This is a genomic window from Candidatus Allofournierella merdipullorum (assembly GCF_048426865.1).
GTDB lineage: Bacteria > Bacillota > Clostridia > Oscillospirales > Ruminococcaceae > Allofournierella_A > Allofournierella_A merdipullorum.
The window spans coordinates 1-26396 of sequence record NZ_DBFNWJ010000051.1 but is presented as its reverse complement, the minus strand read 5'-3'; the positions used below and the strand labels follow the sequence as shown (position 1 = coordinate 26396).

Annotated in this window: 23 protein-coding genes, 1 pseudogene, 1 riboswitch and 1 other annotated feature; of the genes and pseudogenes, 8 read left to right on the top strand and 16 right to left on the bottom strand. The window is 64.4% G+C overall.

From position 1 onward, the window contains the following. Positions 1–61: 61 nt before the first annotated feature. From pflA to ACMNAY_RS09640, 10 genes are all read right to left on the bottom strand, one after another. A complete protein-coding gene (gene pflA / locus ACMNAY_RS09685) occupies positions 62–799 on the bottom strand; it encodes a pyruvate formate-lyase-activating protein (protein ID WP_418719228.1) in 738 nt (245 codons plus the stop codon). A 15-nt stretch (positions 800–814) separates the two neighbouring features. Next, positions 815–3043, bottom strand: a complete 2229-nt coding sequence (gene pflB / locus ACMNAY_RS09680) for a formate C-acetyltransferase (protein ID WP_418719227.1) — start codon at positions 3041–3043, stop codon at positions 815–817. Between the two features lie 67 nt (positions 3044–3110). Further along, a riboswitch (ZMP/ZTP riboswitch) is annotated at positions 3111–3194 on the bottom strand. Positions 3195–3262: 68 nt separating this feature from the next. Beyond that, positions 3263–5143 carry a glycosyltransferase family 2 protein gene (locus ACMNAY_RS09675; RefSeq protein ID WP_418719226.1) on the bottom strand — a complete coding sequence of 627 codons (1881 nt, stop codon included), beginning with the start codon at positions 5141–5143 and terminating at the stop codon, positions 3263–3265. A gap of 23 nt (positions 5144–5166) precedes the next feature. Beyond that, on the bottom strand, positions 5167–7044 hold the full coding sequence (locus tag ACMNAY_RS09670; protein WP_418719225.1) for a glycosyltransferase family 2 protein: 1878 nt from the start codon (positions 7042–7044) through the stop codon (positions 5167–5169). A 69-nt stretch (positions 7045–7113) separates the two neighbouring features. Further along, entirely contained in the window at positions 7114–7857 is a 744-nt protein-coding gene (locus tag ACMNAY_RS09665) for an ABC transporter ATP-binding protein (protein ID WP_394969098.1), read from the bottom strand. Between the two features lie 13 nt (positions 7858–7870). Beyond that, positions 7871–8668 carry an ABC transporter permease gene (locus ACMNAY_RS09660; RefSeq protein WP_418719224.1) on the bottom strand — a complete coding sequence of 266 codons (798 nt, stop codon included), beginning with the start codon at positions 8666–8668 and terminating at the stop codon, positions 7871–7873. 5 nt (positions 8669–8673) lie between these two features. Beyond that, on the bottom strand, positions 8674–9240 hold the full coding sequence (gene rfbC / locus ACMNAY_RS09655) for a dTDP-4-dehydrorhamnose 3,5-epimerase (RefSeq protein WP_418719223.1): 567 nt from the start codon (positions 9238–9240) through the stop codon (positions 8674–8676). Positions 9241–9253: 13 nt separating this feature from the next. After that, positions 9254–9691: a sugar 3,4-ketoisomerase gene (locus ACMNAY_RS09650; RefSeq protein WP_418719222.1), complete on the bottom strand. Its 438-nt coding sequence runs from the start codon at positions 9689–9691 to the stop codon at positions 9254–9256. Between the two features lies 1 nt (position 9692). Continuing rightward, positions 9693–10793, bottom strand: coding sequence for a DegT/DnrJ/EryC1/StrS family aminotransferase (locus ACMNAY_RS09645; RefSeq protein ID WP_394969106.1), 1101 nt, complete (start codon positions 10791–10793; stop codon positions 9693–9695). A 151-nt stretch (positions 10794–10944) separates the two neighbouring features. Further along, positions 10945–12342 (bottom strand): D-alanyl-D-alanine carboxypeptidase family protein, encoded by a 1398-nt coding sequence (locus ACMNAY_RS09640; RefSeq protein ID WP_418719221.1) that lies wholly within the window; start codon positions 12340–12342, stop codon positions 10945–10947. 195 nt (positions 12343–12537) lie between these two features. On the opposite strand from ACMNAY_RS09640, the gene ACMNAY_RS09635 reads away from it, so the two are divergent. Then, positions 12538–13107 carry a 5-formyltetrahydrofolate cyclo-ligase gene (locus ACMNAY_RS09635; RefSeq protein WP_418719220.1) on the top strand — a complete coding sequence of 190 codons (570 nt, stop codon included), beginning with the start codon at positions 12538–12540 and terminating at the stop codon, positions 13105–13107. Between the two features lie 39 nt (positions 13108–13146). On the opposite strand, the gene ACMNAY_RS09630 is transcribed toward ACMNAY_RS09635, so the two are convergent. Together ACMNAY_RS09630 and ACMNAY_RS09625 are read right to left on the bottom strand one after the other, a co-directional pair. Next, complete coding sequence (locus ACMNAY_RS09630; protein WP_418719219.1) at positions 13147–13722, bottom strand: dipicolinate synthase subunit B; 576 nt, start codon at positions 13720–13722, stop codon at positions 13147–13149. Then, a complete protein-coding gene (locus ACMNAY_RS09625; protein ID WP_418719218.1) occupies positions 13722–14522 on the bottom strand; it encodes an NAD(P)-dependent oxidoreductase in 801 nt (266 codons plus the stop codon). Before ACMNAY_RS09625 ends, ACMNAY_RS09630 begins: the two co-directional genes overlap by 1 nt. A gap of 305 nt (positions 14523–14827) precedes the next feature. On the opposite strand from ACMNAY_RS09625, the gene murC reads away from it, so the two are divergent. Then, the gene (gene murC / locus ACMNAY_RS09620) at positions 14828–16201 is read left to right on the top strand and encodes a UDP-N-acetylmuramate--L-alanine ligase (RefSeq protein WP_418719217.1); all 1374 of its coding nucleotides are present in this window, start codon (positions 14828–14830) and stop codon (positions 16199–16201) included. 51 nt (positions 16202–16252) lie between these two features. Here murC and ACMNAY_RS09615 read toward each other — a convergent pair whose 3' ends face one another. After that, positions 16253–16603 carry a type II toxin-antitoxin system PemK/MazF family toxin gene (locus ACMNAY_RS09615; protein ID WP_394969117.1) on the bottom strand — a complete coding sequence of 117 codons (351 nt, stop codon included), beginning with the start codon at positions 16601–16603 and terminating at the stop codon, positions 16253–16255. A 106-nt stretch (positions 16604–16709) separates the two neighbouring features. Continuing rightward, positions 16710–17084: a holo-ACP synthase gene (locus ACMNAY_RS09610; protein WP_418719216.1), complete on the bottom strand. Its 375-nt coding sequence runs from the start codon at positions 17082–17084 to the stop codon at positions 16710–16712. Positions 17085–17204: 120 nt separating this feature from the next. Next, positions 17205–17436 (top strand) — a binding site (T-box leader). A 57-nt stretch (positions 17437–17493) separates the two neighbouring features. On the opposite strand from ACMNAY_RS09610, the gene pheS reads away from it, so the two are divergent. The 6 genes from pheS to ACMNAY_RS09580 all read left to right on the top strand — a co-directional run bounded on the left by pheS (position 17494) and on the right by ACMNAY_RS09580 (position 24885). Then, positions 17494–18516: a phenylalanine--tRNA ligase subunit alpha gene (gene pheS, locus ACMNAY_RS09605; protein WP_418719215.1), complete on the top strand. Its 1023-nt coding sequence runs from the start codon at positions 17494–17496 to the stop codon at positions 18514–18516. A gap of 20 nt (positions 18517–18536) precedes the next feature. After that, entirely contained in the window at positions 18537–21011 is a 2475-nt protein-coding gene (pheT, locus tag ACMNAY_RS09600) for a phenylalanine--tRNA ligase subunit beta (protein ID WP_418719214.1), read from the top strand. A 115-nt stretch (positions 21012–21126) separates the two neighbouring features. Beyond that, the gene (locus ACMNAY_RS09595; protein WP_394969127.1) at positions 21127–21372 is read left to right on the top strand and encodes an IreB family regulatory phosphoprotein; all 246 of its coding nucleotides are present in this window, start codon (positions 21127–21129) and stop codon (positions 21370–21372) included. Between the two features lie 123 nt (positions 21373–21495). Further along, positions 21496–22617 (top strand): glycosyltransferase family 1 protein, encoded by a 1122-nt coding sequence (locus tag ACMNAY_RS09590; RefSeq protein WP_418719213.1) that lies wholly within the window; start codon positions 21496–21498, stop codon positions 22615–22617. A gap of 5 nt (positions 22618–22622) precedes the next feature. Then, positions 22623–23603 carry a glycosyltransferase family 2 protein gene (locus ACMNAY_RS09585; RefSeq protein WP_418719212.1) on the top strand — a complete coding sequence of 327 codons (981 nt, stop codon included), beginning with the start codon at positions 22623–22625 and terminating at the stop codon, positions 23601–23603. Positions 23604–23643: 40 nt separating this feature from the next. Next, entirely contained in the window at positions 23644–24885 is a 1242-nt protein-coding gene (locus tag ACMNAY_RS09580; protein ID WP_394975850.1) for a glycosyltransferase, read from the top strand. A 52-nt stretch (positions 24886–24937) separates the two neighbouring features. On the opposite strand, the gene ACMNAY_RS09575 is transcribed toward ACMNAY_RS09580, so the two are convergent. Together ACMNAY_RS09575 and ACMNAY_RS09570 are read right to left on the bottom strand one after the other, a co-directional pair. Beyond that, positions 24938–25993 carry a hypothetical protein gene (locus tag ACMNAY_RS09575; protein WP_418719211.1) on the bottom strand — a complete coding sequence of 352 codons (1056 nt, stop codon included), beginning with the start codon at positions 25991–25993 and terminating at the stop codon, positions 24938–24940. A gap of 194 nt (positions 25994–26187) precedes the next feature. Then, a pseudogene (locus tag ACMNAY_RS09570) lies at positions 26188–26396 on the bottom strand (hypothetical protein); the annotation flags it as partial.

Below are 26396 nucleotides of genomic sequence, written 5' to 3'. Positions count from 1 at the left end.
CCCAAACGCCCCCCCCGCAACCCCGCCCTGGGCCGAATTACTCAAACGGCCGCTTTTCTTTTTATTTTGCCGGTTTGGCCAGAGGGCCCAACGCTTCGTAAAAGGGCGCAAGGTGTTCTTCGCCCGCCGGAGCCGTGCCTTCCAGCGGAAAGGGCAGGCCCAGCGCGGCGTACTTTTCGATGCAGAGGGTGCGGAAGGGCAGCAATTCCACCTTTTCCACATTGTCATACCCCTTGGCCAGTTGGGCCAGCCGGGCCGCGGCCGCGGGGCCGTCGTTCAGACCGGGCACCACCACATGCCGCAGCCACACCGGGCGGCCCATTTTGCGGCAGAGGTCCAGGAACTCCAGGGTGTGGGCAAGGCTGCCGCCGGTGTGGCGGCGGTAGTCCTCTTCGGTGGTGAATTTCAAATCAGCCAGCACCAGGTCGGTGTGTTCCAGCACCTTTGCGGCGCTTTCAAGGCTGGCCGCGCCGGAGGTGTCCAGCGCGGTGTGAAACCCCTCAGCCTTGAGGGTCGTCAGCAGCGCCGCGGCAAAATCGCTCTGGGACAGGGGTTCGCCGCCGGTGAGAGTGACGCCGCCGGTTTTCTTGATGTAAGGCGCGCAGCGGCGCACCTTTTGCAGCACATCCTCCACCGTGGTTTCCTGTCCGCCGTCAAAGGCCCAGGTGTCCGGGTTGTGGCAGTAGGCGCAGCGCAAAGGGCATCCCTGAAAGAACACCACATAGCGTAGGCCGGGGCCGTCCACCGCCCCCATGGACTGGAAAGAGTGGACGCGGCCGGTGAGGACGCTGTTTTCCATGGGCCGGGCCTCCTTTTACATGGCGCTGTGGAAGGTGCGGCGGATGACCTCCCGCTGCTGCTCCCGGCTGAGCTTGTGGAAGTTCACCGCGTAGCCGGAAACGCGGATGGTGAGGTTCGGATATTGGGAAGGGTCCTCGTAGGCCTCCTGCAGCATCTGGCGGTTCATCACGTTCACGTTCAGATGGTGGGCCATCTGGGCGAAATAGCCGTCCAGCAGGGCCACCAGGTTGCCGTGGTGCTCGGCCTCGGTCTTGCCCAGAGCTTCGGGCAGGATGGAGAAGGTGTTGGAGATGCCGTCCTTGCAGCAGTCGTACTTGAGTTTGGCCACCGAGTTGAGGCTGGCCAGTGCGCCGCTCTTCTCCCTGCCGTGCATGGGGTTCGCGCCGGGGGCGAAGGGCTCGCCCGCCTTGCGGCCGTCGGGGGTGGAGCCGGTCTTTTTGCCGTAGACCACGTTGGAGGTGATGGTGAGCACCGAGAGGGTGGGCTCGGCGTTCCGGTAAAGGGGATGCTTTTTCAGCTCCTCAAAGAAGAGGCGGGCCTGCTCGGCGGCGATGGAGTCCACCCGGTCGTCGTCGTTGCCGTAGGCGGGGTACTCCCCTTCCACCTCAAAATCGCTGATGAGGCCGGTGGCTTCGTCCCGCACACAGCGCACCCTGGCGTACTTGATGGCGGAGAGGGAGTCAGCCAGCACGCTGAGGCCGGCGATGCCAAAGGCCATGTAGCGGTGGACCTCGGTGTCGTGGAGGGCCATCTGCAGCTTCTCGTAGGCGTATTTGTCGTGCATATAGTGGATGACGTTCATGGTGTTGGCGTACACCTTCGCCACCCAGGCGCGGTAATAGTCCAACCGGCGGCAGACCTCGTCGTAGTCCAGATACTCGCCGGCGTAAGGCTCAGTGACCGGGCCCACCTGCTCGTTCTTCATCTCGTCCCGCCCGCCGTTGAGGGCCATCAGCAGGAGTTTGGGCAGGTTGGTTCGGGCGCCGAAGAACTGCATGTCCTTGCCCACCCGCATGGCGGAGACGCAGCAGGCGATGGCGTAGTCGTCGCCGTAGATGGGGCGCATCAGGTCGTCGTTCTCGTACTGGATGGCGTCGGTGTCGCAGGAGACCTTGGCGCAGAACTTCTTGAAGCCCTCGGGCAGCGCGCCGGACCAGAGCACCGTCAGATTCGGCTCGGGGGCAGGGCCCAGGTCATAGAGGGTGTGCAGCACCCGGAAGGAGGTCTTGGTGACCAGGGTGCGGCCGTCCTCGCCCATGCCGCCCACCGCCTCGGTGATCCACATGGGATCGCCGCCGAACAGCTCATTGTAGGAGGGGGTGCGCAGGTGGCGGGCCATGCGCAGCTTCATCACAAAGTGGTCCATCAGCTCCTGAGCGCCCTGTTCGTCCAGAATGCCGGCGGCCAGGTCCCGCTCGAAGTAGATGTCCAAAAAGGTGCTTACCCGGCCCAGGCTCATGGCCGCGCCGTTCTGCTCCTTGATGGCGCCGAGATACCCGAAATACAGCCACTGCACCGCCTCATGGGCATTGGCGGCAGGGCGGCGGATGTCGAAGCCGTACATCTGGGCCATGCCCGCCAGCTTGTTCAGAAAGTCAATTTGCCGCCAGACTTCTTCAATGAGGCGGATGACCTCGTCGGTCATGGGCTGGGCATGCAGCCCGGCCATGTCCTTGCGCTTTTCTTCCACCAGTTTGTCCACGCCGTAAAGAGCCACCCGGCGGTAGTCGCCGATGATGCGGCCCCGGCCGTAGGCGTCCGGCAGGCCGGTGATGAGGCCGCAATGGCGGGCGGCGCGGGTCTCGGGGCCATACACCCGGAACACGCCGTCGTTGTGGGTGGTGCGGTAGCGGAATTCTTCCTCGATTTTGTCCGAGAGTTTATACCCGTAGGCCTCGCAGGCGCTGCGGGCCATGCGGATGCCACCGAAGGGGTTAACGCCCCGCTTCAGCGGTTCGTCGGTCTGCAGGCCCACGATGAGCTCGTCCTCTTTGTCCAGGTACCCGGGGGCGAAGGTCAAAAGGCTCATCACCGTTTCGGTGTCCACCTTCAAAACGCCGCCCTTTTCCCGCTCGGCAGCCATCAGGGCCTCCAGCTTTTTCATCAAGCGGTTGGTGCGGTCGGTGGGGCCGGCGAGAAACTCGTCGTCCCCTGTATACGGTTTGTAGTTTTTCTGGATAAAATCCCGAACGTTAATTTCCTCCTGCCACGCGCCGGGCACGAAATCCTTCCACTGTTCCATGATGCAAAGCCCCTTTCGGTGTGTTCTGTGCCGCCCGGAGAAATAAAAAAGGGCAGCACCGCGTATGCGATGTTGCCCAGACGGTCGGCATAAAAGCGCACCTCACTCCCCCGTGGTCTCCCACGAAATTCCGTCAGTTGTGAGGGCGGTGTTTTGCTTTGAAAACAATATTGAGTATACCGCAGCGATTTTGCCTTGTCAACACACAATATCTGCCGTTCAGCCCGGCATGCAGTTCTGCAGATGACGCAGATCGCCGCTTTCGGAAAAGTCCTCCCGATCCAGGGTGAGGCCGGGGTTATAGTAGGGGTCGCGGGTGAGGTTCTCCCGGCCAAAGCGGTCGGTGAGGCGCTTTTGCTCGCCGGCAAAGCGGGCCTTTTTGGCCTTATCCTTCTCGTCGATGCCCCGGCTCTTGCTCTCGTAGTGATACAGCTGGGCGTAGGGGGTCCAGACCACCCGCCAGCCGGCCCGCCGGGCCCGCAGGCAGAAGTCCACATCGTTGAAGGCCACGGTGAAGCCCTCGTCCAGACCGTTCAGCCCGTCGAACACCTCGGCCCGCACCAGCAGGCAGGCGGCGGTGACGGCGGAAAAGTCCTGCACGGTGGCGGCGCGGAACATGTAGCCGCCGGAGGTGCGGGGGCGGTATTTGTGGCTGTGGCCTGCGTAGCCGCCGAGGCCCGTGACGATGCCCGCGTGCTGGATGGTGTCGTCGGGGTAATAGAGCATCGCCCCGCACATGGCCACTCCCGGGCGGCTGGCCTGCATGAGCATTTCGGTCAACCACTCCCGGTTGATGACCTCCACGTCGTTGTTCAAAAGCAGCAGATAGTCGCCTTTTGCCGCCTTGCGGCCGAAGTTGTTGATGGCGGAGAAGTTGAAGCCGCCCTCCGCTTTGTACTCCACCACCCGGCAGCGGGGATAGCCCTCGGGGCCGGTGATTTTTTTGTAGTAGTCGAAGGTGGCCGCCTCTTTGGAGTTATTCTCGATGACGATGACCTCAAAGTTGTGCCAGCTGGTCTTTTTATAGACAGAAGAGAGGCACTTTTCCAAATCCTCGGTGTGGTCCATGTTGGGGATGAGGATGCTCACCAGCGGCTCGCCCTCAATTTCATAATCCACTTTGTAGGTGCTGGGGTAAAGGCCGTCCCGCACGGTGCCTCGCTGGCCGGTGCGCTCCAGATGGTCGGCGATGGCCTTTTTCGCCGCCTTGGCCACATAGGGCTTGGCGGCGGTGCCGCCGCTGGTGGAGCCGCCGTGCACCCGCCAGTAGTAGAGCACCTGGGGGATGTGATAGATCTGGGTATCGTCCAGCCGGTCGGTGAGCCGCAGGAACAGATCGTGGTCCTGGCTTCCGTCGCACTCCGTCCGCTCCCCGCCCGCCTCAAAATACAGGCTGCGCTTGAAGGCGGAGAGATGGCAGATGTAGTTGCAGCAGACCAGATAGTCCGGGGCGAAATCCGGCTTGAAGTGGGCCACCGTGGGCCGGCGGATGCTCTTTTTAAACAGGGCTTCGTCGCTGTAAAGAAAATCCGCGCCGCTCTCGAGAATGGCCATCTGCAGGGTATAAACGGCGTGAGGGGCGAGGATGTCGTCGTGGTCCGCCAGGGCCAGATACTCGCCGGTGGCAAGCTGGGCCGCCGCGTTGGTGTTGGCGCTGATGCCCTTGTTTTCCACCTTGACGTACTTCACCCGCTCGGCCGCCGGCACCAGCTTTTCCGCAAAGGCCGCCCGCTGCTTCACGATCTCGCCCACATAGGCGTGGGCCTCGTCGGAGGCGTCCGCCAGGCACAGCTCCCACCGGGTGCTGGTCTGGTCAAAAACGCTGGCCAAAAACTGCCGCAGGAAAGGCTCCGGCGTGTTGTAAAGCGGCACGCAGATGCTGACGAGAGGCAGGGCTTCGCCATTCTCCCACCGGTCGGCCAGATCCGCCCGCTGGGCCTGCAGCACCTTTTTCTTGGGCAGGTAGCGGGCCCGTTTGCCGAAGAAGCGGCGGCGGAAAAAGCCCAGCGCCCGCCGCACCATAGCGAAAAGGCCGTCGCTTTTCACAAGGTCAAAGGCATAGCCGAACAGCTCCCGGATGCGTTTGAGTTTCAGTTTCATGGCAAAACGCCCCCAAAAGGCCCTTATTTCAGGCCGTAGTTTTCAAAAAGCAGGTTGAAGTGGCGGTTGTAGTAAGGGTCGCCGGCGGCGATCATATCGCTGTATTTGGCGATGAACCGGGCCTTTTCCCCCTCGTAGCGGCGGGCGTTCTCGCTCAAGGTGTCCAGCCCGCGGCTCTTGCTCTCGTAGTGGTAGGCTTCGGCGTGGGGGGTGAACACGTTGGTGAAGCCCTTTTTCCAAAGCTTCAGGCACAGGTCGATGTCATTGTAGGCCACGGCGAAGTTTTCTTCGTCCAGGCCGCCCATCTCGTCGTAGAGAGCGGCCTTGACCATCAGGCAGGCGCCGGTGACCGCCAGCAGGTTCTGGGGCGTGGCCAGCCGGTAAAGGTCGCCCGCCGAGGCCCGGGGATGGCTCTTGTGGCTGTGGCCGGCGGTGCCGTTGATGCCCAAAAACACGCCCGCGTGCTGGATGCGGTCGTCGGGGTAGTAGAGCTTCGCGCCCACGCAGCCCACGTCCGGCCGCTGGCTGAACATGAGCATCTCCGCCAAAAAGCCCTCGCTGAGCAGCTCGATGTCGTTGTTCAAAAGCAGCAGCTGCTCGCCCTTCGCGAACCGGCGGGCGAAGTTGTTCACCGCCGAAAAGTTGAAGCCGCCCTGATAAGTGACCACCTGCAGCCGGGGGTACTTTTTCTTCGCCTCTTCGTAATACTCAAAGGTGGCGGGGTCGGCGGAGTTGTTCTCCGCCACGATGACCTCAAAGTTCTCGTAGCCCGCCTTTTCGTAAAGGCTGGCAAGGCAGCGGTCCAGATCGGCCACATGGTCTTTATTGGGAATGAGCACGCTGATGAGGGGCGTGCCGGTGAGGGCGTACTTCACCCGGTAGGCGCCGGGGCAGCCCTCGATGCGCTTTGCCGTTCCTTCCAGACCTACCCGTTTCAGATGGTCGTCGATGGCCTTTTCCCCCGCCGCCAGGGCGTAGGGTTTGGCCTCCATGCCGCTGGCGGTGCTGCCGGAATGGCTGCGCCAGATGTAGAGCACATAGGGAATGTGGGCCACCTTTTCGGCGTGTTCGGTGAGGCGCAGGATAATTTCAAAGTCCTGGCTGCCGTCGTACTCGCTGCGCTCGCCGCCGCCCGCCCGCTCAAAGAGGGACCGGGAGAAAGCGGCCAGATGGGTGATGTAGTTGCAGCCCCGCAGATAGTCCGGCTCGAAATCAGGCTTGAAGTGATAGTCCACCAGGTGCTTGAGGTCCGCCGAGAGGACGATCTCATCGGAGTAGACAAAGTCCGCCCCGGCCAGCGCCTCCTTCGCCACACGGTAGAGAGCGTTGGCGTAGAGCACGTCGTCGTGGTCCAAAAGAGTGAGCCAGTCGCCGGTGGCGGCGGCCAGGGCCGCGTTGGTGTTGGCGGCGATGCCGCCGTTCTCCGCCAGCTTGAGATAGCGGATGCGGCCGTCCTTTTTGGCAAAGGTCTGGGCAATGCGGCCCACTTCGGAGTGGGTGGCGTCGGAGGCGTCCGCCAGCACCAGCTCCCAGCGCTGGTAGCTCTGGGCCAGAACACTGTTTACCATCTGGCGCAGGAACGGCGCGGGGGTGTTGTAAAGGGGCACGCAGACGCTGATGGTGGGCCCGGCCAGGTTTTCCGCCCGCTGGGCGTTCAGCATCCGGCGGGTGGGCAGGTCGGCCCGGTAGCGCCAGGTGTCCCGGTGCAGAGCCAGGCGGATGCGGAACTCCACCTCCCGCCAGAGGGCCTCTATGCCCTCCTCCCGGCCCACCTGGGCGCACCAGGCGGCCACCTGTTTGATGTGGGCGGGGTCCAGAAGGCGGCGGGCCATACCGCCCACGCTGTCCTCACGGGCAACGTCGGCGGGCAGGGGGGCTTCCAGTTCTTTTTTGTCCGGCATGGGGTTTCTCTCCTTTGTCCCGGGTGCGGAAAACAGCCAGGGGGGCCTGCCTCCTGGCTGTTGGGTCGTTCACTCGGCGTCCCGGGTGGTTTGCTTATAGGCGGCGCACACCTCTTCGGTGGGGCCGTTCATCTTGATGCGGCCGTGCTCCAGCCAGGCCACCTTGTTGCACATGCGCTCGATCTGCTCGATGGAGTGGCTCACCAGAATCACGGTGGTGCCGCCGCTCATCAGCTTCTGCATGCGGTCCTCGCACTTTTGCTGGAACAGGAAGTCGCCCACGCTCAAAATTTCGTCGGCGATGAGGATGTCCGGCTTTGTGATGGTGGCGATGGCAAAGGCGATGCGGGCCACCATGCCGCTGGAGTAGTTCTTCAGCGGCACGTCCAGAAAGTCGTGCAGCTCGCTGAACTCCACGATCTCGTCAAACTGTTCCCGGATGTATTTCGGGGTAAAGCCCAGCACCGCGCCGTTGAGGAAGATGTTCTCCCGGGCGGTGAGGTCCATGTCAAAGCCGGCGCCCAGCTCAATGAGGGGGGCGATGGTGCCCCGCACGGTGCAGCTGCCGCTGGTGGGTTTGTAGACGCCGCTGATGACCTTGAGCAGGGTGGATTTGCCGCTGCCGTTCAGGCCGATGAGGCCGTAGAAGTCGCCCGGCTGCACGTCGAGGCTGACGTTTTTCAAGGCATAGAACTCGTCGAACTTGAGCTTGCCGTGGGCGATCTGCAAGAAATATTCCTTCAGGCTCTCGCTTTTTTCCTTGGCGAGGTTGAAGCGCATGGAGACGTCGTTTACCTGGATGATGGGTTCCATCGTTCGCCCTCCCTCACATGTACAGGACGAACTTGTCCTGGTTCTTTTTGAACACAAACAGGCCAAAGGCCAGCATGGCGAGGCTGCACGCGCCGCAGATGACCACCATGTTCAGGGTGAGCAGCTGGCCGTCCAGCACGGCGGTGCGGAAGGCGGTGATGTACCAGTAGATAGGGTTGAATTTGATAAGGGTCTCCAGATACACATTGCCGAACTGGGCCGGGTCGTAGAAGATGGCGGAGAAGTACATCAGCACGGTGGTGAACACTTCCCACAGGTGGATGACGTCCCGGAAGAACACCGCCATGGTGGAGAGCACCAGACCCACCCCCAGGCTGAACAGGAACATGGTGAGGATGGGATAGAACGCCAGCAGCACCGTGGCGTGCAGGGGGCTGCGGGTGAGGAGCATGATGATGATGAGGGCGATGAAACTGAAGAAGTAGTTCACAAGGCCGAAGCAGGTTTTTTCCAGCGGGAACACATACTTCGGGATGTACACCTTGCGCAGCAGCATGGCGTTGGCCATCACGCTGCCCATGGCCATGGTGGTGGACTCGCGGAAGAAGGTGAACATCAGCTGGCCGATGACCAGATACACGGGGTAGTTGGCGATGCCCTCGCCCCGGAACTGGAACAGGTTGCCGAACACCACCACCATCACGCCGCACATCAGTAGCGGGTTCAGTACGCTCCAGGCCACGCCCAGCACGCTGCGGCGGTACTTGAGCTTGAAGTCCCGGCTGATGAGATTATACAGAAGGTATCGATACCTGAAAAAATCCTTGATGTATAGTTTTACAGTGCTCAAGGGGTTTACCACCTCTCAAAATACTCAAAGGTCTGGGCGGCGAAGGGGGTGTGGCGCTTGTCCTTCTCGCTGAGAAGGTACTCACAGCCGCAGTCCGGCCACTGGATGCCCACGGTGGGGTCATCGTAGGGGATGCCGCCCTCGGAGGTGGGGTCGTAAACGTCGGTGCACTTGTAGCAGAATTCCGCCACGTCGCTCAAGACCAGAAAGCCATGGGCAAACCCCTGGGGCACATAGAACTGGCGCTTGTTCTCCTCGCTCAAAATAACGCCGGTCCACTTGCCGAAGGAGGCGCTATTGGGGCGGCAGTCCACCGCCACGTCGAACACCTCGCCTTTGGTCACCCGCACCAGCTTGCCCTGGGTGTGCGCTTTCTGGAAGTGCACGCCCCGCAAAACGCCCCGGGAGGAGCGGGACTGGTTATCCTGCACGAACTCGTCGGTGATGCCGGCGGCGGCGAACTCTTCCTTCTGGAAGGTCTCCATGAAGTAGCCCCGCTCGTCGCCGAACACGGTGGGCTCCACGAGGAGCACGCCCGGAAGTTCCGTCTCGATGAATTTGAATTTTCCCATGATTCCTTACCCCTTATTCCTCTTCGTTCTGCGCTGCGAGGGCCGCTTTGAAGCCCTCGTAGTCCCGCAGGTACTCGCCGCCGTCGTAGTGCTCGCTGGCCAGGACCAGCAGCACACTGTCCGGCGAAAAATCGTACATATCCTTCCACACCATGCGGGGGATGTAGATGCCGGTGTTGGGCTTGTCCAGGCTGTAAACTTCCTTCCGGCCGCAGCCGTCGTCCACCCGCACCTTGCTTTGGCCCGCCACGTTGATGAGCACGAACTCGGTGCGCCGGTTGGCGTGCTGGCCGCGCACCACGTCGGCGTCGCTGCCGTACATATAGAACACGCGCTTTATTTCAAAGGGCACCTGCTTTGCGCCCTCCACCACGATGAGGCTGCCCCGCTCGTCGCCAAGGTCCGCGAAGGAGAGCAGCTGCACCCGGTCGTAGTTGTCGTTTTTCATCATATCACGGCTCCCAGGCGTTGATGGCCTCGATCACAAAGGTCTGTTCTTCTTCGGTCATGCCGTTGTACATGGGCAGGCTGAGCACCTCGTCGGCGTAGCGCTCGGCGATGGGGTAATCCCCCCGCTTTTTGCCCAGGTACCGGTAGGCCTCGGACAGATGGGGCGGGATGGGATAGTGGATGATGGTGCCGATGCCCTTTTCCTTTAAATAGGCGGCCAGTTCGTCCCGGCCCTTTTCCACATGGATGACGAACTGATGCCAGGTGCTGTCCGCTCCGGGGCGGACCTTGGGCAGCCGGATGAGGGGATGGTGCAGTTCGGCCAGATACCGCCCGGCGATGGCCCGGCGCTCGGCGTCAAATTCCGGCAGGTGGGAAAGCTTCACCCGAAGCAGGCCCGCCTGCAGTTCGTCCAGGCGGGAGTTGGTGCCCACCACCTGGTTGTGATAGCGCTTTTCGCTGCCGTAGTTGCGGTAGACCCGGAACTTCTGGGCCAGGGCCTCGTCGTCGGTGACGATGCAGCCCGCGTCGCCGAAGGCGCCGCAGCCCTTGGTGGGGTAAAAGGAGAAGCAGCCCACGTCGCCGAAGGTGCCCACCGTGCGGCCTTCCCAATGGTTGCCGTGGCTCTGGGCACAGTCCTCCACCACCTTGAGGCCGCGGCTGCGGGCGATGTCCATGATGCGGGTCATGTCGCACCCCTGGCCGAACAGGTGCACCGCCAGGATGGCCTTGGTGCGGGGGGTGATGGCGGCTTCGATCTTCTCCGCGTCGATGTTGTCGTATTCGTCCGGCTCCACAAACACCGGGGTGGCCCCGTTCATGGAGATGCCCATGACGCAGGCGATGTAGGCGTTGGAGCAGACGATGACCTCGTCGCCCCGGCCGATGCCCAGAAGGCGGAAGCTGATCCACAGCGCGTCCAGCCCGCTGGCAAGGCCCACGCAGTATTTGGAGCCGATGTATTCGGCCCACTCCTTTTCAAACTGCTCCACCTCGCGGCCCAGGATATACCAGCCGCTGCGCAGCACTTCCAGCGCCTTTGCCTCGTATTCGGCGGCGTGGAGGCTGTACTGACGGCCCAGATCGTTGGGCAGGATGTTCATTCTGGTCCCTTGCCTTTCCGCGGCGGCTGCCGCACAAAATTAACCAACTTATATTTTACCCCATCCGGTGTCAAAACGCAACAAAAAGCCGGACGGCAAAAGGGCCCCGCCGGCGAAAGGCCGCCGCGGGGCCGGTGTGTTTTGTCTTGTATCAGTCCCGGCTGGGGGGCTTGGTACGGCTGCGGGGAGAGGATCTGTCCGTTCCCTTTTCCCAGGGGGCCGGCTCCGCGGGCAGGGGCTTGCGGGTAATGATCTCCCACTGGGCGGGGGTGGGGCCGGAGGCCGGCCGCTTCGCGCCCGCTTTGCGCCACAGGCGCACCCCCAGCAGCAGGGCCATGGCGGCGCCCGCCGCGGCAACGGCCACTCCCACGGGGTTGCCCTCCGGCCGCAGGGAGGAGGCGGGCACATAGGTGCTGGCAGCCAGCACCTCCTCCACGCCGCTCACCGCCAGGTCCGCCGAGCCGAGGGCGGAGGGCTGGTAGTCGTTCTCCGGCAGCGAGTAGGTCACGCTGGCGGCGAAGGGCTGGCCCAGCACATACTGGTCAGGGATCTGGTAGTCCACGGTGACACCGTCGGTGGAGAGGCTTTTGTGCAGCAGAGCGGTGGCGCTTTTGGGCTGCACCAGCGCGTTGCCCAGCGCCTCGCCGCCGCCCACCACCGGGATCTGGAAGGCTTCGGCCGGGGCGGGGATCTCCACCCGGGTGAAGTTTTCATAGGCGTAGTCCAGAATGGCGCAGGCGTCCCGGAACTTGTCCTCCAGGCGCTGGCACTTCAGCTCCACCGAGATGAGGCGGATGCCGTTCTGCTCGGCGTAGTTGACGAAGGTGGTGAGGGCCTGGTCGTGGAAGCCGTTCTTGGAGCCCTTGGCATAGCTGCGCAGATAGTCGCCGGAGATGCGCATCCAGTCGGTGCAGTGGAACACCCGCTGCTGGGGCTGCTTGTTGGTGGGCTCCATGGTCCAGGGGTCGGTGCGGCAGAAGATCTCTTCAAAGCCCGGCACGCTCAGCGCCCAGCGGGTGATGACGGCCATGTCCCGGGCGGTGGTGTAGTGCTGGTCATCGTGCAGGCCGTGGGGGTTCATATAGTGGGTGTTGGCAAGGCCCAGTTCCGCCGCCTTGGCGTTCATGGCGTCCACGCCGCCCTGGATGGTGCCGCTGATGTACTCCGCCAGCACGTTGGCGCCGTCGTTGGCGCTCTCCAGCTCTGTGCCGTAGAGCACGTCCTCAAGGCTCACCACCTCGCCCTCCTGCAGGGCGATGTGGGAAGAGCCGTACTCCAGCTGATGCACCGCGTCGTAGCTCACGGTGAGCTGGGTGTCCAGCTGGCCCTGGGCCTTTTCCAGCGCCAGCGCCATGGTCATGATCTTGGTGATGGAGGCGGGATAGAGCACCTCGTCGGCGTTCTTTTCCATGATGACCTGGCCGCTGTCGGCGTCCATCACGATATATGCCTCGCAGCTTACCGCCGGCCCCTGGTAGGCCAGCGCCGCGGGCGCAAAAACAGCGGCGGAGAGCGCCGCCGCGCACAATGCAGCAAAAAATTTTTTCAAGCCCAACGTCCCTTTGCTTTGTGAGAATATCCGAAACCGCCCCGGCCTGGGCCGGGAACGGGCATGTTCTGAAATATTATACATAAATTTTACTGTGGCGCACAAGGGGTGCACAGAATTTCCACATTTTGTTTAAAAATCGAGGGGGACAGTGGTATAATGGGGTGGATATGGCAGGAAAAGAGGCGGCCCCGGATGGAACCGAAAAGCATCAGCGAACAAAAGCGCGCGGCCCGCGCCGAGGCCCGGGCGCGCCTTGCCGGCTGCACGCCGGAGGACACGGCCCGCTGGGGCGAGGCAATGTTCCGCTATCTGCAAGTGCTGCCGGTGTGGAACACCGCCCGCACGGTGATGTGCTTTGTGAGCATGCCCTCCGAGCCGGACACCCGGCCTCTTCTGCAGGCAGCGCTACGGGAAGGGCGGACCCTCTGCCTGCCCCGCCAGTGCCCGGAGGGGCGGATGGAAGCTCACAGGGTGGCGGCGCTGTTCGCGCTGCAAAAGGGCCCCCACGGCATCCTGGAGCCGCCCTGCACCCTGCCGGTGGTGGACCCGGCGGCCATCGACCTCATCGTGGCTCCTTGCCTTGCCGCCGCGCCGAACGGCGCCCGTCTTGGCCACGGCGGCGGCTTTTACGACCGCTTTTTCGCCCGCAGCGGCGCGGCGCGGGTGGTTTTTTGCCCCTCTGCGGCGGTGTTCCCCCGGCTGCCCGCCGACGAGTTCGACCTGCCCGCCGACCTGGTCATCACCGAGCGGGGCATCCTGTGAAACCAAAAATCCCCCGGAGACAGGCTCCGGGGGTGTTTTTCATTCCCGCAGCACCGGCTGCAGCTGACGGCCGCGCATGGCGCAGGCCAGCGTGTCGGCAATGAGGGAATAGTCGCTTTGCAGGCTGGCGGGCTTTTTCAGCCAGTCGTCCTGGGCAAAGGGCACCAGATACACATTTTTGCGGTTGATGAGCCGGGCCAGATTCTCCATGCTGGCGGCCAGGCCGTCGTTGGTGCTCACCGCCAGGATCAGCGGCTTTGCCCCCCGCAGCATGCTCTTGGCCCCCAGCGTCACCGGCGTGTCGCTGATGCCGGCGGCCAGCTTCGCCAGCGTCGCCCCGGTGCAGGGGGCGATGATCATGGTGTCCGCCATGTTCTGAGGCCCCAGCGGCTCCGCCCCCTGTAGCGTCTCGATGGGCCGGCGGCCGGTGACCGCCTCGATCTTTTTCTTCCAGTCCTCCGCCTTGCCGAAGCGGGTGTCCAGCCCGGCGGCGTTGAAGCTCATCAGCGGCAGCACCCGCGCCCCGCCGCGCACCATCTCCTCCATTGCGCCCAGGGTCTTTTCAAAGGTGCAGAAACTGCCGCACATCGCCCACACCACACGCATCGTTTCCATCAGATCCCCTCTCCCCTTTCTTCCAGCATGGCCAGCACCGCCCGGGCCACGAACTGGCCCGCCGTCACCGGCGCGCACCGGGCGGGCAGGCTGAGGGCGTGGATGGCCCGCACCCCCAGCTCCTTCGCCGCCTCAAAATCCGTGCCGCCGGGCAGGCTGGCCAGGTCGATGACCAGCGCGTCCTTCGGCAAACGTTTCAGCCGGGCCGCGCCCAACACCGGGGCGGGCACCGTGTTCACCGCCACATCGGTGGTTTCCAGCAGGCCGTCCGCCGCCTCCATGGACACGGCATCCAGCCCCTGGCTCATGGCCAGCGCCCGCTGCGCCGGGCTGCGGGCCGCCACCGTGACGCGAGCCCCCAGCGCCGCCAGCCGCACCGCCAGCGCCTGGCCGCACCGGCCGTAGCCCAGCACCAGCACGCCGCTGCCCCAGACCGTGCGCCGCCGCTTTTGCAGGATAAGGCCGATGCAGCCCTCCGCCGTGGGGATGGCGTTCAGCCGCGCCAGTTCCTCCCGCTCCAGATAGTCCGCAAGTTCGATGCCCGCGGCGGCTGCCGCCGCCTTTGCCGCCCCGCTCACCCGGCCGCCGAAGGCCAGCGTGCCGGGCCGGGCCGCGGCCAGAAGCTGTTCCAGTGCCGCCGCGTTCGCCGCCAGCGGTATGGGCAGCAGCGCCCGCTTTGCCCGGGGCAGCCCTTCCGGACCGGTCACCTCGAACCCTTTTTCCCGCAGGTAGTCTGCCGCCGCCTGCTGGCGGGCGTCCTCGCCGATCACCGCAAACACCCCGGGCTGTTTTCCTTCCATCGCCCTTCCCCCCTTGCGCCGGGCGCGGGCTTTTGTGCGCCCGGGCCGGTCTTGTGCCGATTTGACCCATGGTATGCGCCGCAAAGAACAAAAGTGAACGGAGATGCGAATTTGACGCCCGTGATAAGGTGAAAAACCGGCCCGCCGAAAGGCCGCACAAAACAATTTGCAAAAACAGCGCCACTTTTTGCCTTTTGAGTGTTTATTTCGCCGCGAAAAAATTATATAATGGGATACAGGATAACACTTTTCTCCGGCGACGGGTGAAGCGCGCTTCGCCCCATTCTGTTTTTGAGGTGACCCAAATGAGCTACATCGGCGGTTACAACCCCGGCCTTCTCCGGGGCGTGAAGCACCTGCATTTCATCGGCATCGGCGGCAGCGGCATGTATCCGCTGGTGCAGATCCTCAACTCCCGGGGCTACGAGATCAGCGGCAGCGACGTGAACGAAGGTTCCATCATCGACGCCGAGCGCGCCCTGGGCATCACCGTATACATGGGCCACGACCCGCAGAACGTGGTCGGGGCGGACATGGTGATCTACTCGGCGGCCATCCACGACGACAACCCGGAACTGCAGGAAGCGGACGCCCGGGGCATCCCCACGCTGGAGCGCAGCGTGCTGCTGGGCTATGTGAGCCGGCTGTACCCCCACAGCGTGTGCGTGGCGGGCACCCACGGCAAGACCACCACCACCTGCATGATCACCACCATGCTGGAACTGGCGGGCCGCGACCCCGCGGCGGTGATCGGCGGCAAGCTGCCCCTCATCGGCGGCTACGGCAAGGCCGGCACCGGCAGCTGCATCGTGGTGGAGGCCTGCGAGTTTGCCGAGACCTTCCTGCGGCTGACGCCCCACATCGCGGTGCTTTTGAACATTGACAACGACCATCTGGACTACTACGGCACCATGGGCCAGCTGAAACTGGCTTTCAAAAAGTTCGCGTTGATGGCCACCAACACCATCGTGGCCAACGCCGATGACGAGGGCGTCATTCAGGTCATCAACAGCATCGACCGCAACGTGCGCACCTTCGGCATCCAGAAATCGGCGGACTACCGGGCCACCAACATCCGGGAATACAAGCCGGGCTTCTACGAGTTCGACGTGCTGGAGTGGGACACCTACTACGCCCACCTGTGCCTGGCCGCGCCGGGTTATCACAACATCTACAACGCGCTGGCCATGGTCAGCTGCGCCCGGGCACTGGGCCTGGAGGCCAGCGCCGCCGAGGCGGCAGCCCGCAGCTTTGCCGGCGCGGGACGTCGGTTTGAGATCCTGGGCGAAGAGAAGGGCGTGACCATCGCCGACGACTACGCCCACCATCCCACCGAAGTGGCCGCCACCCTAGCCACCGCCAAGAAGCTGGGCTTCAACAAGGTGTGGGCGGTGCATCAGCCTTTCACCTACAGCCGCACCCGCACCCTGTTGCACGAATTCGCCGAGGTGCTTTCCGCCGCCGACCGTGTGGTGCTGACCCCCATCATGGGCAGCCGCGAAGTGGACGACGGCAGCGTGAAGAGTGAAGATCTGGCGGCGCTGATCCCCGGCTGCGTCACGGTGGCGGGCCTCAAGGAGGCCGCCGACTACATCAAGGCCAACGCAGAACCGGGCGACCTGGTGCTGACCCTGGGCTGCGGCGACGTGTACAAAGCCGCGCGCATGATGCTGCAATAAACACACAAAAGACCCGCCGGGCGTTTGCCCGGCGGGTCCCTTTTTGTTGATTCAGGTGGTGCGCAGGCCCACGCTGATGCCCAGCGCCTGATCCACCTTCTGCTGGGCCTCCGGCGGCAGCGCGCCGGTCTTTTCCCGCAGACGGCGCTTGTCCAGCGTGCGGATCTGCTCCAGCAAAACGATGCTGTCCCGCGTCAGGCCGCAGGTGGACGCCGGCAGCTGGATGTGGGTGGGCAGGCGGGTCTTGTCCTGCTTGGAGGTGATGGCCGCCGCGATCACCGTGGGGCTGTGGCGGTTGCCCACGTCGTTCTGTAAAATGAGCACCGGCCGCACGCCGCCCTGCTCCGAGCCCACCACCGGGCTGAGGTCCGCGTAAAACACTTCGCCTCTGTGTACTTCCATGTAACTCTACCCTCCGATGTCTCCCGCCTTACAAAGGCGGCGATGGCTGCCCCCGCTTTTTGTGCGGGGCCTCGGTGGTAGTATGCCCGGCGGGGCCGGGATTTAATCAGGCCCGGTCCAGCACGGCGAAGGCGGCGGCAAGGCCGCCCTCGTGGCTCAAAGAAAGGCTCACATGCAGCCCGTTTTCCGCCAGCCAGGCCGCCGCCGCGCCCCGCAGCGCGTAGTAGGGCGCGCCGCTCTCGGCCCGCAGCACCTGGATGTCCGCCAAAGAAAAGCCGCCCAGCCCCTTGCCGCAGGCTTTCAGAAAGGCTTCCTTGGCGGCGAAGTTCGCCGCCGCGCTGGCCGCCCGCCGCGCCGGGGAGAGCTTTTCCAGAAAGGCCCGCTCTTCCGCCCCGAACACCCGCTGCCAGAAGGCCTCGCTGCCAAGGCTTTTTTCCATCCGCTCAATGCGCACCATATCCACGCCAACGCCGGCGACCATACGCAGTTCCCTCCTTTTCGGTAACAGTTTTATGGTATCACGGCCGGGCGCAGTTTACAAGGCGATGAAATGCGCCTTTTGGCTTGCAAAACGGCGAAGGGTGTGCTATCATAAGTGCTGTGAAACGCGCTGACGAAGGAAAGTAGCGCCGTTCTCCCGGCACAGAGAGGGGCCCCCCGGCTGCAAGGGCCCTGCGGTGGGGGCGGAGGTGAAGTTCCCTTCCGAGCGGCTTTGCTGAACCCTTCGGCAGTAGGCAGAGACGGCATTCCCCCGTTAGCGGGAGCTTGAGTGTTTGCTCAAAGAGCAAGAATCCGGGTGGTACCGCGGAGCTTTTACCGGCTTCGTCCCTGTGAAAACACGGGGGCGAGGCCGTTTTTGTTTGCCCCCCGAAGGAAAGAGAGGAAACGACATGAAAGAGGCATTGGAACAGATCCGCCAAACGGCGAGCCAGCTGATCGCCGCCGCCGACAGTGAGAAGGCAGTGGACGAGCTGCGGGTGCGCTTTTTGGGCAAAAAAGGCGAGCTCACCGGCATTCTGAAGCAGATGGGCAAACTTAGCGCCGAAGAGCGCCCGGTGGTGGGCGCGCTGGCGAACCAGGTGCGCGAGGAGATCGACGAGCGCATCCGCGCCCGCATGAAGGAGCTGGCGGACGCCGCCCTCACCGCCCGCCTTGCCGGCGAGACCATCGACGTGACCCTGCCGGGCAAGCGCCCGGAACAGGGCGGCCTGCACCCCTTCCATCTGGTGCTGAACGACTTCAAGGACATCTTCCTGGGTATGGGCTTTGACGTGGTCAGCGGCCCCGAGGTGGAGCTGGACCACTACAACTTCGAGATGCTCACCATCCCCAAGACCCACCCCGCCCGCGACACCCAGGACACCTTCTACATCACCGAGAACATCCTGCTGCGCACCCAGACCAGCGGCATGCAGATCCGCACCATGGAGAAGCGCAAGCCTCCTATCCGCATCATCGCCCCCGGCCGGGTGTACCGCTCCGACGCGGTGGACGCCACCCACAGCCCCATCTTCCATCAGATCGAGGGCCTGGTTGTGGACGAGGGCATCACCTTCAGCGACCTCAAAGGCACGCTGGAAGTGTTCATCAAAAAACTCTACGGCCCCGACACCAAGGTGCGGTTCCGTCCCCATCACTTCCCCTACACCGAGCCCAGCGCCGAGATGGACATGAGCTGCTTCAAGTGCGGCGGCAAGGGCTGCTCCATGTGCAAGGGCGAGGGCTGGATCGAGATTCTGGGCTGCGGCATGGTGCACCCCAAGGTGCTGGAAAACTGCGGCATCGACTCGGAGAAGTACACCGGCTACGCCTTCGGCATCGGCCTCGAGCGTGTGGTCATGATGCGCTACGGCATCGACGACATGCGCCTTCTGTACGAAAACGACCTGCGCTTCTTAAAGCAGTTTAACTGAGGACAAGGGGGACAACACCAATGGTATTACCCATGAACTGGGCGAAGGAATTCGCCGATCTTACCTGCTCCGCCAAGGAGATGGCCGACCGGCTCACCATGACCGGCAGCAAGGTGGAGTGCTACGAAAATGCCGCCGACGCGGTGGAAAACGTGGTCATCGGCCGCATTGTGTCCATCGTGCCCCATCCGGACTCCGACCACATGGTCATCTGCCAGGTGGAGGTTGGGCAGTCTGCGCCGCTGCAGATCGTCACCGGCGCGGCCAACCTCAAGGTGGGCGACCTTGTGCCCGTGGCGCTGGACGGCTCCAAGCTGCCCGGCGGCGTGGAGATCAAAAAGGGCGTGCTTCGCGGCGTGGAAAGCTGCGGCATGCTGTGCAGCCTGGGCGAGCTGGGCCTGACCGTCCACGACTTCCCCTACGCCATCGAAAACGGCATCCTGGTGCTGGACGAGCGGGACTACCCCGACGGCATGCCCGCCCCCGGCACCCCCGCTGTGGAAGCCCTGGGCATGGACGACGTGGTCTTTGAGTTCGAGATCACCCCCAACCGCCCCGATTGCCTGGCGGTGCGGGAGCTGGGCCGTGAGGCCGCCGCCACCTTCGGCGTGCCCTTCAAGGACCACACCCCGGTGGTGAAGCCCGGCCACGGCAACGTGAATGACCTTTTGAAAGTAGACATCGAGAACAGCGAGTTGTGCATGCGCTACTGCGGCGCGGTGGTGGAGAACGTGCGCGTGGCTCCCAGCCCCAAGTGGATGCGTGACCGGCTGCGTGCCTGCGGCGTGCGCCCCATCAACAACCTGGTGGACATCACCAACTACGTGATGCTGGAGTACGGCCAGCCCATGCACTGCTTTGACCACAAGTACGTGAACGGCCAGCACATCCATGTGCGCAACGCAAAACCCGGCGAGCACATCGTCACTCTGGACGGCGTAGACCGCGCCCTCAGCGAGGAGATGCTGGTCATCGCCGACGACGCGGGCCCCATCGGCGTGGCCGGCGTGATGGGCGGCGAGTACAGCGGCACCTACGAGAGCACCACCACCGTAGTGTTCGAGAGCGCCATGTTCTACGGTCCCTCCATCCGCACCACCGCCAAGAAGCTGGGCCTGCAGACCGAGGCTTCCGCCAAGTACTCCAAGGGCCTTGACCCCAACACCTGCGCCCCGGCCCTGGCCCGCGCGCTGGAGCTGGTGCAGCTGCTGGACGCCGGCGACGTGGTGGACGGCGTGGTGGACATCTACCCCGCCCCCCGCACCGAGAACCGTGTGCCCCTGCGGCCCGAGGTCATCAACCGCCTGCTGGGCACCAACCTCTCCCGCCAGGAGATGGTGGACATTCTGCTGCCTCTGGGCTTCCGCCTCGAGGGCGACGTGGTAGTCTGCCCCACCCTGCGCAACGATGTGAAGCGTGACTGCGACCTGGCCGAGGAAGTGGCCCGGTATGTGGGCTACAACATGATGCCCAGCACCCTGATGAAGGGCGTTGCCGAGGCCCGGCCCACCCCCCGCCAGAGCTTTGACGAAAAGCTCACCCGCACCCTGGCCGGCTACGGCCTGTGGGAGTGCGAGAACTTCAGCTTCTACAGCGCCAAGTGCTTCGACCAGATCAACCTGCCGGCGAACGATCCCCTGCGCAATGCGGTGGTCATCTCCAACCCCCTGGGCGAGGACACCAGCATCATGCGCACCACCGCCCTGCCCAGCGTGATGGACGTGGTGGCCCGCAACTTCAGCGCCCGCGCCGCCGAGTGCGCGGTGTTCGAGCAGGCCACCGAGTATCTGCCCAGCGCCCTGGCGGACGAAGTGGCGGACAACGACTTCAACGACTATCCCGCCCTGTGCAAGAAGCTGGCCGCCGAGGGCAAGACCCCCAGCGACCTGCTGCCCACCGAGGTGCAGAAGCTCATTCTGGCGGCCTACGGCCCCCAGTGGGATTATCTGGCCATGAAGGGCGTGGTGGAGGGCCTGCTGGCCACCGCCGGCATCAAGGACTTCACCGCCAAGCGCAACGCCGAGGGCACTGCCTTCCATCCCGGCCGCGCCGCCGATCTCTTTGTGAACGGCGAGAAGGTGGGCACCTTGGGCGAAGTTCACCCCACCGTCTGCGCCAACTACGGTGTGAAGGCCCGGGTGGTGGCCGCCGACCTCGACCTGGATAAGCTGTTCGAGCTGCGGGGCGGCGAGCCTCAGTTCGCACCGCTGCCCAAGCACCCCGCCACCAGCCGCGACCTGGCTCTGGTGGCCGACGAGACCGCCGCTGCCGCCGATCTGGCCGGGTGCATCAAGGCCAACGCCGGCGAGAATCTGGAGAGCCTGACCCTGTTCGACGTGTATACCGGCGAGAAGGTGGGCGAGGGCAAGAAGAGCCTTGCTTACAACCTGGTGTTCCGCGCGGCGGACCGCACCCTCACCGACGCCGAGGTGGACGAGGCCATCGGCCGGGTGCTGAAGGCCCTGGGCGAGATGGGCGTGACCCTGCGCAGCTGAGGGCACAATTAACAAAAGTGTCACGGTTTTGTTGCACTGCGCTGCTTGCAATCGGCCGGATTTTCCTGTATACTATTGCGTATAAACTACTACCTTGCTAAAGGGGGGCTTTGAGATGTCTGATCCTACCGCTGTATTCTCCATCTATGACGAGCGCGACCGCGAGATCCGCGCCGTGGTGCAGGAGGTATACGACGCACTGAAGGAAAAGGGATACAACCCCATTAATCAGCTGGTGGGCTACATCCTCTCGGAGGACCCCACCTACATCACCACCTACAAAAACGCCCGCTCCCTCATCCGCAGGGTGGACCGGGACGACCTTTTGCAGGCGCTGGTGCGCAATTACGTGAATCCCTGATCTTTCAAAAGGGGCTCCGCCGGGCGGCGGGGCCCCTTTTTTCTGCCGGCGGCTCATTTGCAAAGCCCCCGGCTTTTTGTTATACTGAAGCGTGTATCCAAGACTTGAAAAGGGGGCGATGGCATGGCGCCGATCCGGGTGCTTCACTGCGTGGCGGGCCTGGGCCACGGGGGCTACGAGAGCCTCATCATGAACCTCTACCGCAACATCGACCGGGAGAAGGTGCAGTTCGATTTCGTCTCCTCCTTCCCCGGCGTGTACGAGCCGGAAATAGAAGCTCTGGGCGGGCACATCCACCGCATCCCCTTCATCACCCAGAAGGGCCCCTTCGTCTACACCGCGGCCCTGGACAAGGTACTGCGCGCCGAGCCCCGCTACCCCATCGTCCACTCCCACATGGACAAATTCAGCGGCCTTGTGATGCAGCGGGCGGCAAAGGCGGGCATCCCGGTGCGCATCGCTCACAGCCACAACACCAAGAACGAGGGCGGGCTCGCCTTCCAGCTGGTGAAGGACCACTATGGCCGGATGGTGCTGCCCTGGGCCACCGACCTGTTCGCCTGCAGCCGCGCCGCCGCCGACTGGATGTTCGGCGAAAAGGCCTCTGACGCGCGCATCCTCTTCAACGGAGTGCAGCCGGAGGACTTTGCCCCCGACGTCGGGGCCCGAAGCCGCATCCGCGCCGAGCTGGGCCTTGCCGAAAGCACCTTTGTGGCCGGGCATGTGGGCCGGTTCACCGAGCAGAAGAACCACGCGTTTCTTCTGGAAATTTTCGCCGCCCTCCACGCCCGCCGGCCGGACAGCGCCCTGCTGCTGGCGGGGGACGGCCCCCTGCGGCCCAAAATGGCCGAGGCCGCCCGCAAGCTGGGTCTTGAGGGTGCAGTGCTCTTTCTCGGCCCCCGGCAGGACGTGCCGGCGCTGCTTTCTGCCATGGACTGCTTTATCTTCCCCTCCCACCACGAGGGCCTGCCGGTGACGCTGGTGGAGGCCCAGGCGGCGGGGCTGCCGGTGGCCGCCAGCAGCGCCATCACCGACGAGGTGTGCATCACCCCGCTGGTGCGCCGGCTGGGGCTGGACGAGCCCGCCGGCGACTGGGCCGCCGCGGCGCTGGAACTGGCGGAGGGCGGGTTCGCCGCCCGCAGCTGCCCCGCCGGGGCCATCCGGGCCGCAGGCTATGACATTGCCGACACCGCCCGCTGGCTTGAGGAGTTCTATCTCGCCCGCGCCGCGGGCCGCAAGGAGTGAAACACATGGAGCGACCGCTCATCACGGTGATCGTGCTGGTGTACAACGCGGGGAGCTATCTTGCCCCCTGTCTTGAAAGCATTTCCCGCCAGGCCCTCACCGATTTTGAACTGCTGCTGGTGGACAACGGCAGCACCGACGGCTCGGCCGAAGCCTGCGATGCCTTTGCCGAAAGCGAGCCCCGCTGCCGGGTGATCCATCAGGAGAATCTGGGCATCATCGGCGGCCGGGGCGCGGGCGTCCGGGCCGCCCGGGGGGAATATCTGGCCTTTGTGGACTCGGACGACCTGCTCCACCGGCGGATGCTGGAAGCGCTGGCCGACGGCTGTCGCTCCACCGCTCTGCCGGTGGCCTGCTGCCGCTTTCTGCCCTTTTTGGGCGAGCAGCCCCCCGAAGTGCCGGACGAGCCGGGCGAACAACTGCGTTTTGAGGCCCCCCGCCAGCTGGACGCGCTGCTCCACGACAAGCGGGTGGAATACAGCCTGTGCAACAAGCTCTATCACCGCAGCCTGTTCGAGGGGTTCGACTTTTCGTCCCCCGTTATCTACAACGAGGACCTGTATCTCAACTGGCACATCCTGCAGCGGGTGAAGGGCATGGCCTTTGTGGACCTGGTGGGCTATTTCTACCGCCAGCACGCGGCGTCCACCACCCACCGGCCGCTGAATCCCCGGGCGCTGGAGGACCAGCTGTTCGTGGCCTCCACCATCCTGGCGGAGGCGGAGGGCGATGTGCTGGAGCCCTCGGTGCGGGCCTTCTACTACGAAAAGCTGCTGTATCTGGACAGCATGATCCTGCGGCAGGAGAATGCCCGGGATTTCTGCGCCGACCACCGCCGGCTGCGCGCGCAGCTGCGCACCGGGCTGGCAGAGGCCCTTGCCTCCGCCCATCTGCCCCTCAAGATGAAGGGGGCGGCGCTGGTGGCCTGCCTGCCGGGGCCTTTCTACCGCTGGCTGTGCCGGCTGCTGCTCACCGACCGCCGCTGATTTTCGAGGCCGCCCGCGTTTTCGGGCGAGGTGCTTTTGTATGAAACTGCTCTTTATTCTGGACACGGTGGAGTTCCCGCTGGCCCCCACGCCCGCGCTGGCGCGGCGGGTGGCCGGCCTGCTGGCAAAGCGGGGCCACACCGTACATCTTTTGGAACTGTGGGACGGGCAGACGCCGCCCCCTGCCGAGGAAGGCTGCATCAGCCATGCCCTGGCCTTTGGAGACGAGCGCCGGATGAACGAGGCGCTGGAGTTCGGCCGCGCCGGGGGCACGCCGGTGCCCCTGCGGCTTTTGCGCCTTGCCGCAAAGCCCGACGCGGCGCTGGCGGCGGTGCGGCAGATCGGCCTGAAGCGGCCCCGCCGCCTGGTGGCTGCCCGAAACGCCATTGAAAAGCTGGACGCGGCAGAAAATTTTGACGCCGCCGTGGCGGTGGCGGCCCCCTACGCCAGCAGCTTTGCGCTGGCCGAGGCCGCCGTGGCCTGCGCCAAGATCGACTGGCAGATGGACCCCTACGCCGCCAACGCCAGCTATTCCGCCCCCGGAGCCTGGGAGCGGGAACGGCAGCTGGCCCAAGCCATGGACAAACTGCTGGTGGCCCCGGCCATGGCCCGCTACTACGCCCCCGATGCGCCGCTGGCGAACTTTGCCGGGCGGATGCAGGTGCTGGACTTCCCCAGCCTTGTGGCCCCCGTCCCCGCCGCAAAAGCGGTGAAAAGCGAAGCCGGGCGGCGGCGCTGCGTCTTTGTGGGCAGCCTCTACCCCGCCCTGCGCACCCCCCACTACGCCTTGGAGCTGTTCCGGGCGCTGAACGACCCGGGCTGGGAGCTGGTGTTCGTGGGCGGCGGCTGGAACAACTACCCCGCCGACCTGCCCGAGGCCTGCCGCGCCGTTCTGGGCGAGCGGCTGGTCATCACCGGGCCGCTGCCCAAGGCGCAGGCGGAAGAGTATCTGGCGGGCGCGGACGTGCTGCTGAGCCTGGGCAACGACCTGGACAACCAGGTGCCCAGCAAATTGTTTGAGTATTTTGCCGCCGGCAAGCCGGTGCTGCATCTGGCAAAGCGGGCGGACGACCCCTGCCTTGCATATTTTGAGCGCTGGCCGCTGGCGTTGTGCCTGTTCGAAAGCGAGGGCACCGGCGGCGATGTGACCGGGCGGCTGGGCCGCTTTTTGGCCGAAAGCGGCACGAAGGCGCTGCCCTTTGAAGAAGCGGCGCGCCTCTTTGCCGAGAACACCCCCGAACACGCCGCTGACGTGTTGGAAGCCGCCTGCGGCCGTGAATAATACAATAAAGCCCTCCATACCCGTGTATGGAGGGCTTTTTGTATGCGTGATGTCATTCTGCCAGCAGGCGGGCCTGCTTCAGCCAGGGGCGGGCGACAGAGCCGACGCCTTCCGGGATCAGGCCGAAGCGGTATTCCATCCGCACCGGCGCGTCGGCGTCGATGGTCACCGTGGCCACCAGTTCCTCCGGCTCCGTCATCGCGGCGTATTCATCGGGGACCGGAAGCTGCGCCGCCTCGCGGCGGTACTCCACCGTGCACTCCTCCATGGACGCCGCTGCCTGCGGCGCATCCGGCAGGTCCAGCCGGCCGTCGGTGAGCAGACCGCTTTCCTGCAGGCGGAGGTCCATGCTGTTCCAGGCCGCGTTTTCCGGCGAAAAGTCCGCCTGCGCCATCCGCAGCACGTCGCTCTCGGAAAGGGCGTCTTCCGTGCCGGGCCAATCCTTCGCCCGCAGCGCCAGCCAGAGGGTGAATTCCTCCTGCGTCCACTGGCCGGGGGAATCGTAGTCCCGCCAGACGCCGCAGCCCACCAGCGCCGCCAGTTGATGGTCCACCATGGTCCACTGGTCATCGGTGAGGCCCAGCGCGGCGGCGTCCGGGTCGATGGGCGCGGGGTCCTCGTCGATGGCCGCCACCATGCTCTCCCCCACCGCGAACGCTCCGTTCACCGGTTCCATCTGCACCAGCACCGTCCAGATGCCGTCGCTGTACTGCGGCCCGCAGACAGCGGTCTCGGGGGTGTACTTCACCCGCAGCTCGGCCACAAAAAGCTGCCGGGCATCGTCCGCTTCCAGCCAGCCCCGCCAGGTGAGGCCCTCCTCTGTGAGATACTCTTCCAGCCGGGGCCACGCATCCCACTCCGATGGCTCCGCCAACGAGGCTCGCACCACCTCAAAGGCGCTGAGCCGCTTCTCGTCCAGGCCGTACCGTTCCCGCAGCTGCTCCACCACCGCGCCGGCGTCCGCCTGGGCGGGCTCGTTTTGGGTGGCAGACGCGCTCGCTGAGCTGCTGTTCGCTTCCCGGTCCCCCGGCGCAGGCTGCTGCCCGCAGGCGCACAGCAGCGCAGCGGCCAGCAACACTGCCAAGCCGGCTTTTTTGCCCTTCTTCATTCCGCTTCCCTCCCTTGCGCATCCGTTTGCTGCCCGCCTCATGCGGGAAGTCCTTCTATCCTGCAAACGAAACAGCCGCCGCGTTTATTGCCTTGCGGCCCCGGGGCGACTGCCCGCGGACGCAAAAAAGCCCGTCCGCCCCTTTTCGGGGCGGGCGGGCTTTGCACATTCGAGCAATGCCGCGGAGGCGGAAATTACTTCTCTTCGGGCTCGTCGCAGTCGGTGCAGCCGTCGCACTCGCCGTCGCACTCGGTGAACTCGATGTCGAACTCAGCGCCGCAGTTGGGGCAGCTGATCTTCTCGTTGAACAGGGTGTCCTCGTCCACCACGGTCACAGCGCCGCAGTTGGGGCAGGTCAGCTCGTACTCCACCTCGGCCTCCAGCTCGCCGTCGTCCTCGTCCT

What these genes read in the sequence shown, in the direction of transcription:
- pflA (WP_418719228.1), bottom strand. Translation starts at nt 799, where the DNA reads ATGGAAAACAGCGTCCTCACCGGCCGCGTCCACTCTTTCCAGTCCATG.
- pflB (WP_418719227.1), bottom strand. Translation starts at nt 3,043, where the DNA reads ATGGAACAGTGGAAGGATTTCGTGCCCGGCGCGTGGCAGGAGGAAATT.
- ACMNAY_RS09675 (WP_418719226.1), bottom strand. Translation starts at nt 5,143, where the DNA reads ATGAAACTGAAACTCAAACGCATCCGGGAGCTGTTCGGCTATGCCTTT.
- ACMNAY_RS09670 (WP_418719225.1), bottom strand. Translation starts at nt 7,044, where the DNA reads ATGCCGGACAAAAAAGAACTGGAAGCCCCCCTGCCCGCCGACGTTGCC.
- ACMNAY_RS09665 (WP_394969098.1), bottom strand. Translation starts at nt 7,857, where the DNA reads ATGGAACCCATCATCCAGGTAAACGACGTCTCCATGCGCTTCAACCTC.
- rfbC (WP_418719223.1), bottom strand. Translation starts at nt 9,240, where the DNA reads ATGGGAAAATTCAAATTCATCGAGACGGAACTTCCGGGCGTGCTCCTC.
- ACMNAY_RS09650 (WP_418719222.1), bottom strand. Translation starts at nt 9,691, where the DNA reads ATGATGAAAAACGACAACTACGACCGGGTGCAGCTGCTCTCCTTCGCG.
- ACMNAY_RS09645 (WP_394969106.1), bottom strand. Translation starts at nt 10,793, where the DNA reads ATGAACATCCTGCCCAACGATCTGGGCCGTCAGTACAGCCTCCACGCC.
- ACMNAY_RS09635 (WP_418719220.1), top strand. Translation starts at nt 12,538, where the DNA reads ATGGAACCGAAAAGCATCAGCGAACAAAAGCGCGCGGCCCGCGCCGAG.
- ACMNAY_RS09630 (WP_418719219.1), bottom strand. Translation starts at nt 13,722, where the DNA reads ATGGAAACGATGCGTGTGGTGTGGGCGATGTGCGGCAGTTTCTGCACC.
- ACMNAY_RS09625 (WP_418719218.1), bottom strand. Translation starts at nt 14,522, where the DNA reads ATGGAAGGAAAACAGCCCGGGGTGTTTGCGGTGATCGGCGAGGACGCC.
- murC (WP_418719217.1), top strand. Translation starts at nt 14,828, where the DNA reads ATGAGCTACATCGGCGGTTACAACCCCGGCCTTCTCCGGGGCGTGAAG.
- ACMNAY_RS09615 (WP_394969117.1), bottom strand. Translation starts at nt 16,603, where the DNA reads ATGGAAGTACACAGAGGCGAAGTGTTTTACGCGGACCTCAGCCCGGTG.
- ACMNAY_RS09610 (WP_418719216.1), bottom strand. Translation starts at nt 17,084, where the DNA reads ATGGTCGCCGGCGTTGGCGTGGATATGGTGCGCATTGAGCGGATGGAA.
- pheS (WP_418719215.1), top strand. Translation starts at nt 17,494, where the DNA reads ATGAAAGAGGCATTGGAACAGATCCGCCAAACGGCGAGCCAGCTGATC.
- pheT (WP_418719214.1), top strand. Translation starts at nt 18,537, where the DNA reads ATGGTATTACCCATGAACTGGGCGAAGGAATTCGCCGATCTTACCTGC.
- ACMNAY_RS09595 (WP_394969127.1), top strand. Translation starts at nt 21,127, where the DNA reads ATGTCTGATCCTACCGCTGTATTCTCCATCTATGACGAGCGCGACCGC.
- ACMNAY_RS09590 (WP_418719213.1), top strand. Translation starts at nt 21,496, where the DNA reads ATGGCGCCGATCCGGGTGCTTCACTGCGTGGCGGGCCTGGGCCACGGG.
- ACMNAY_RS09585 (WP_418719212.1), top strand. Translation starts at nt 22,623, where the DNA reads ATGGAGCGACCGCTCATCACGGTGATCGTGCTGGTGTACAACGCGGGG.
- ACMNAY_RS09580 (WP_394975850.1), top strand. Translation starts at nt 23,644, where the DNA reads ATGAAACTGCTCTTTATTCTGGACACGGTGGAGTTCCCGCTGGCCCCC.
- ACMNAY_RS09575 (WP_418719211.1), bottom strand. Translation starts at nt 25,993, where the DNA reads ATGAAGAAGGGCAAAAAAGCCGGCTTGGCAGTGTTGCTGGCCGCTGCG.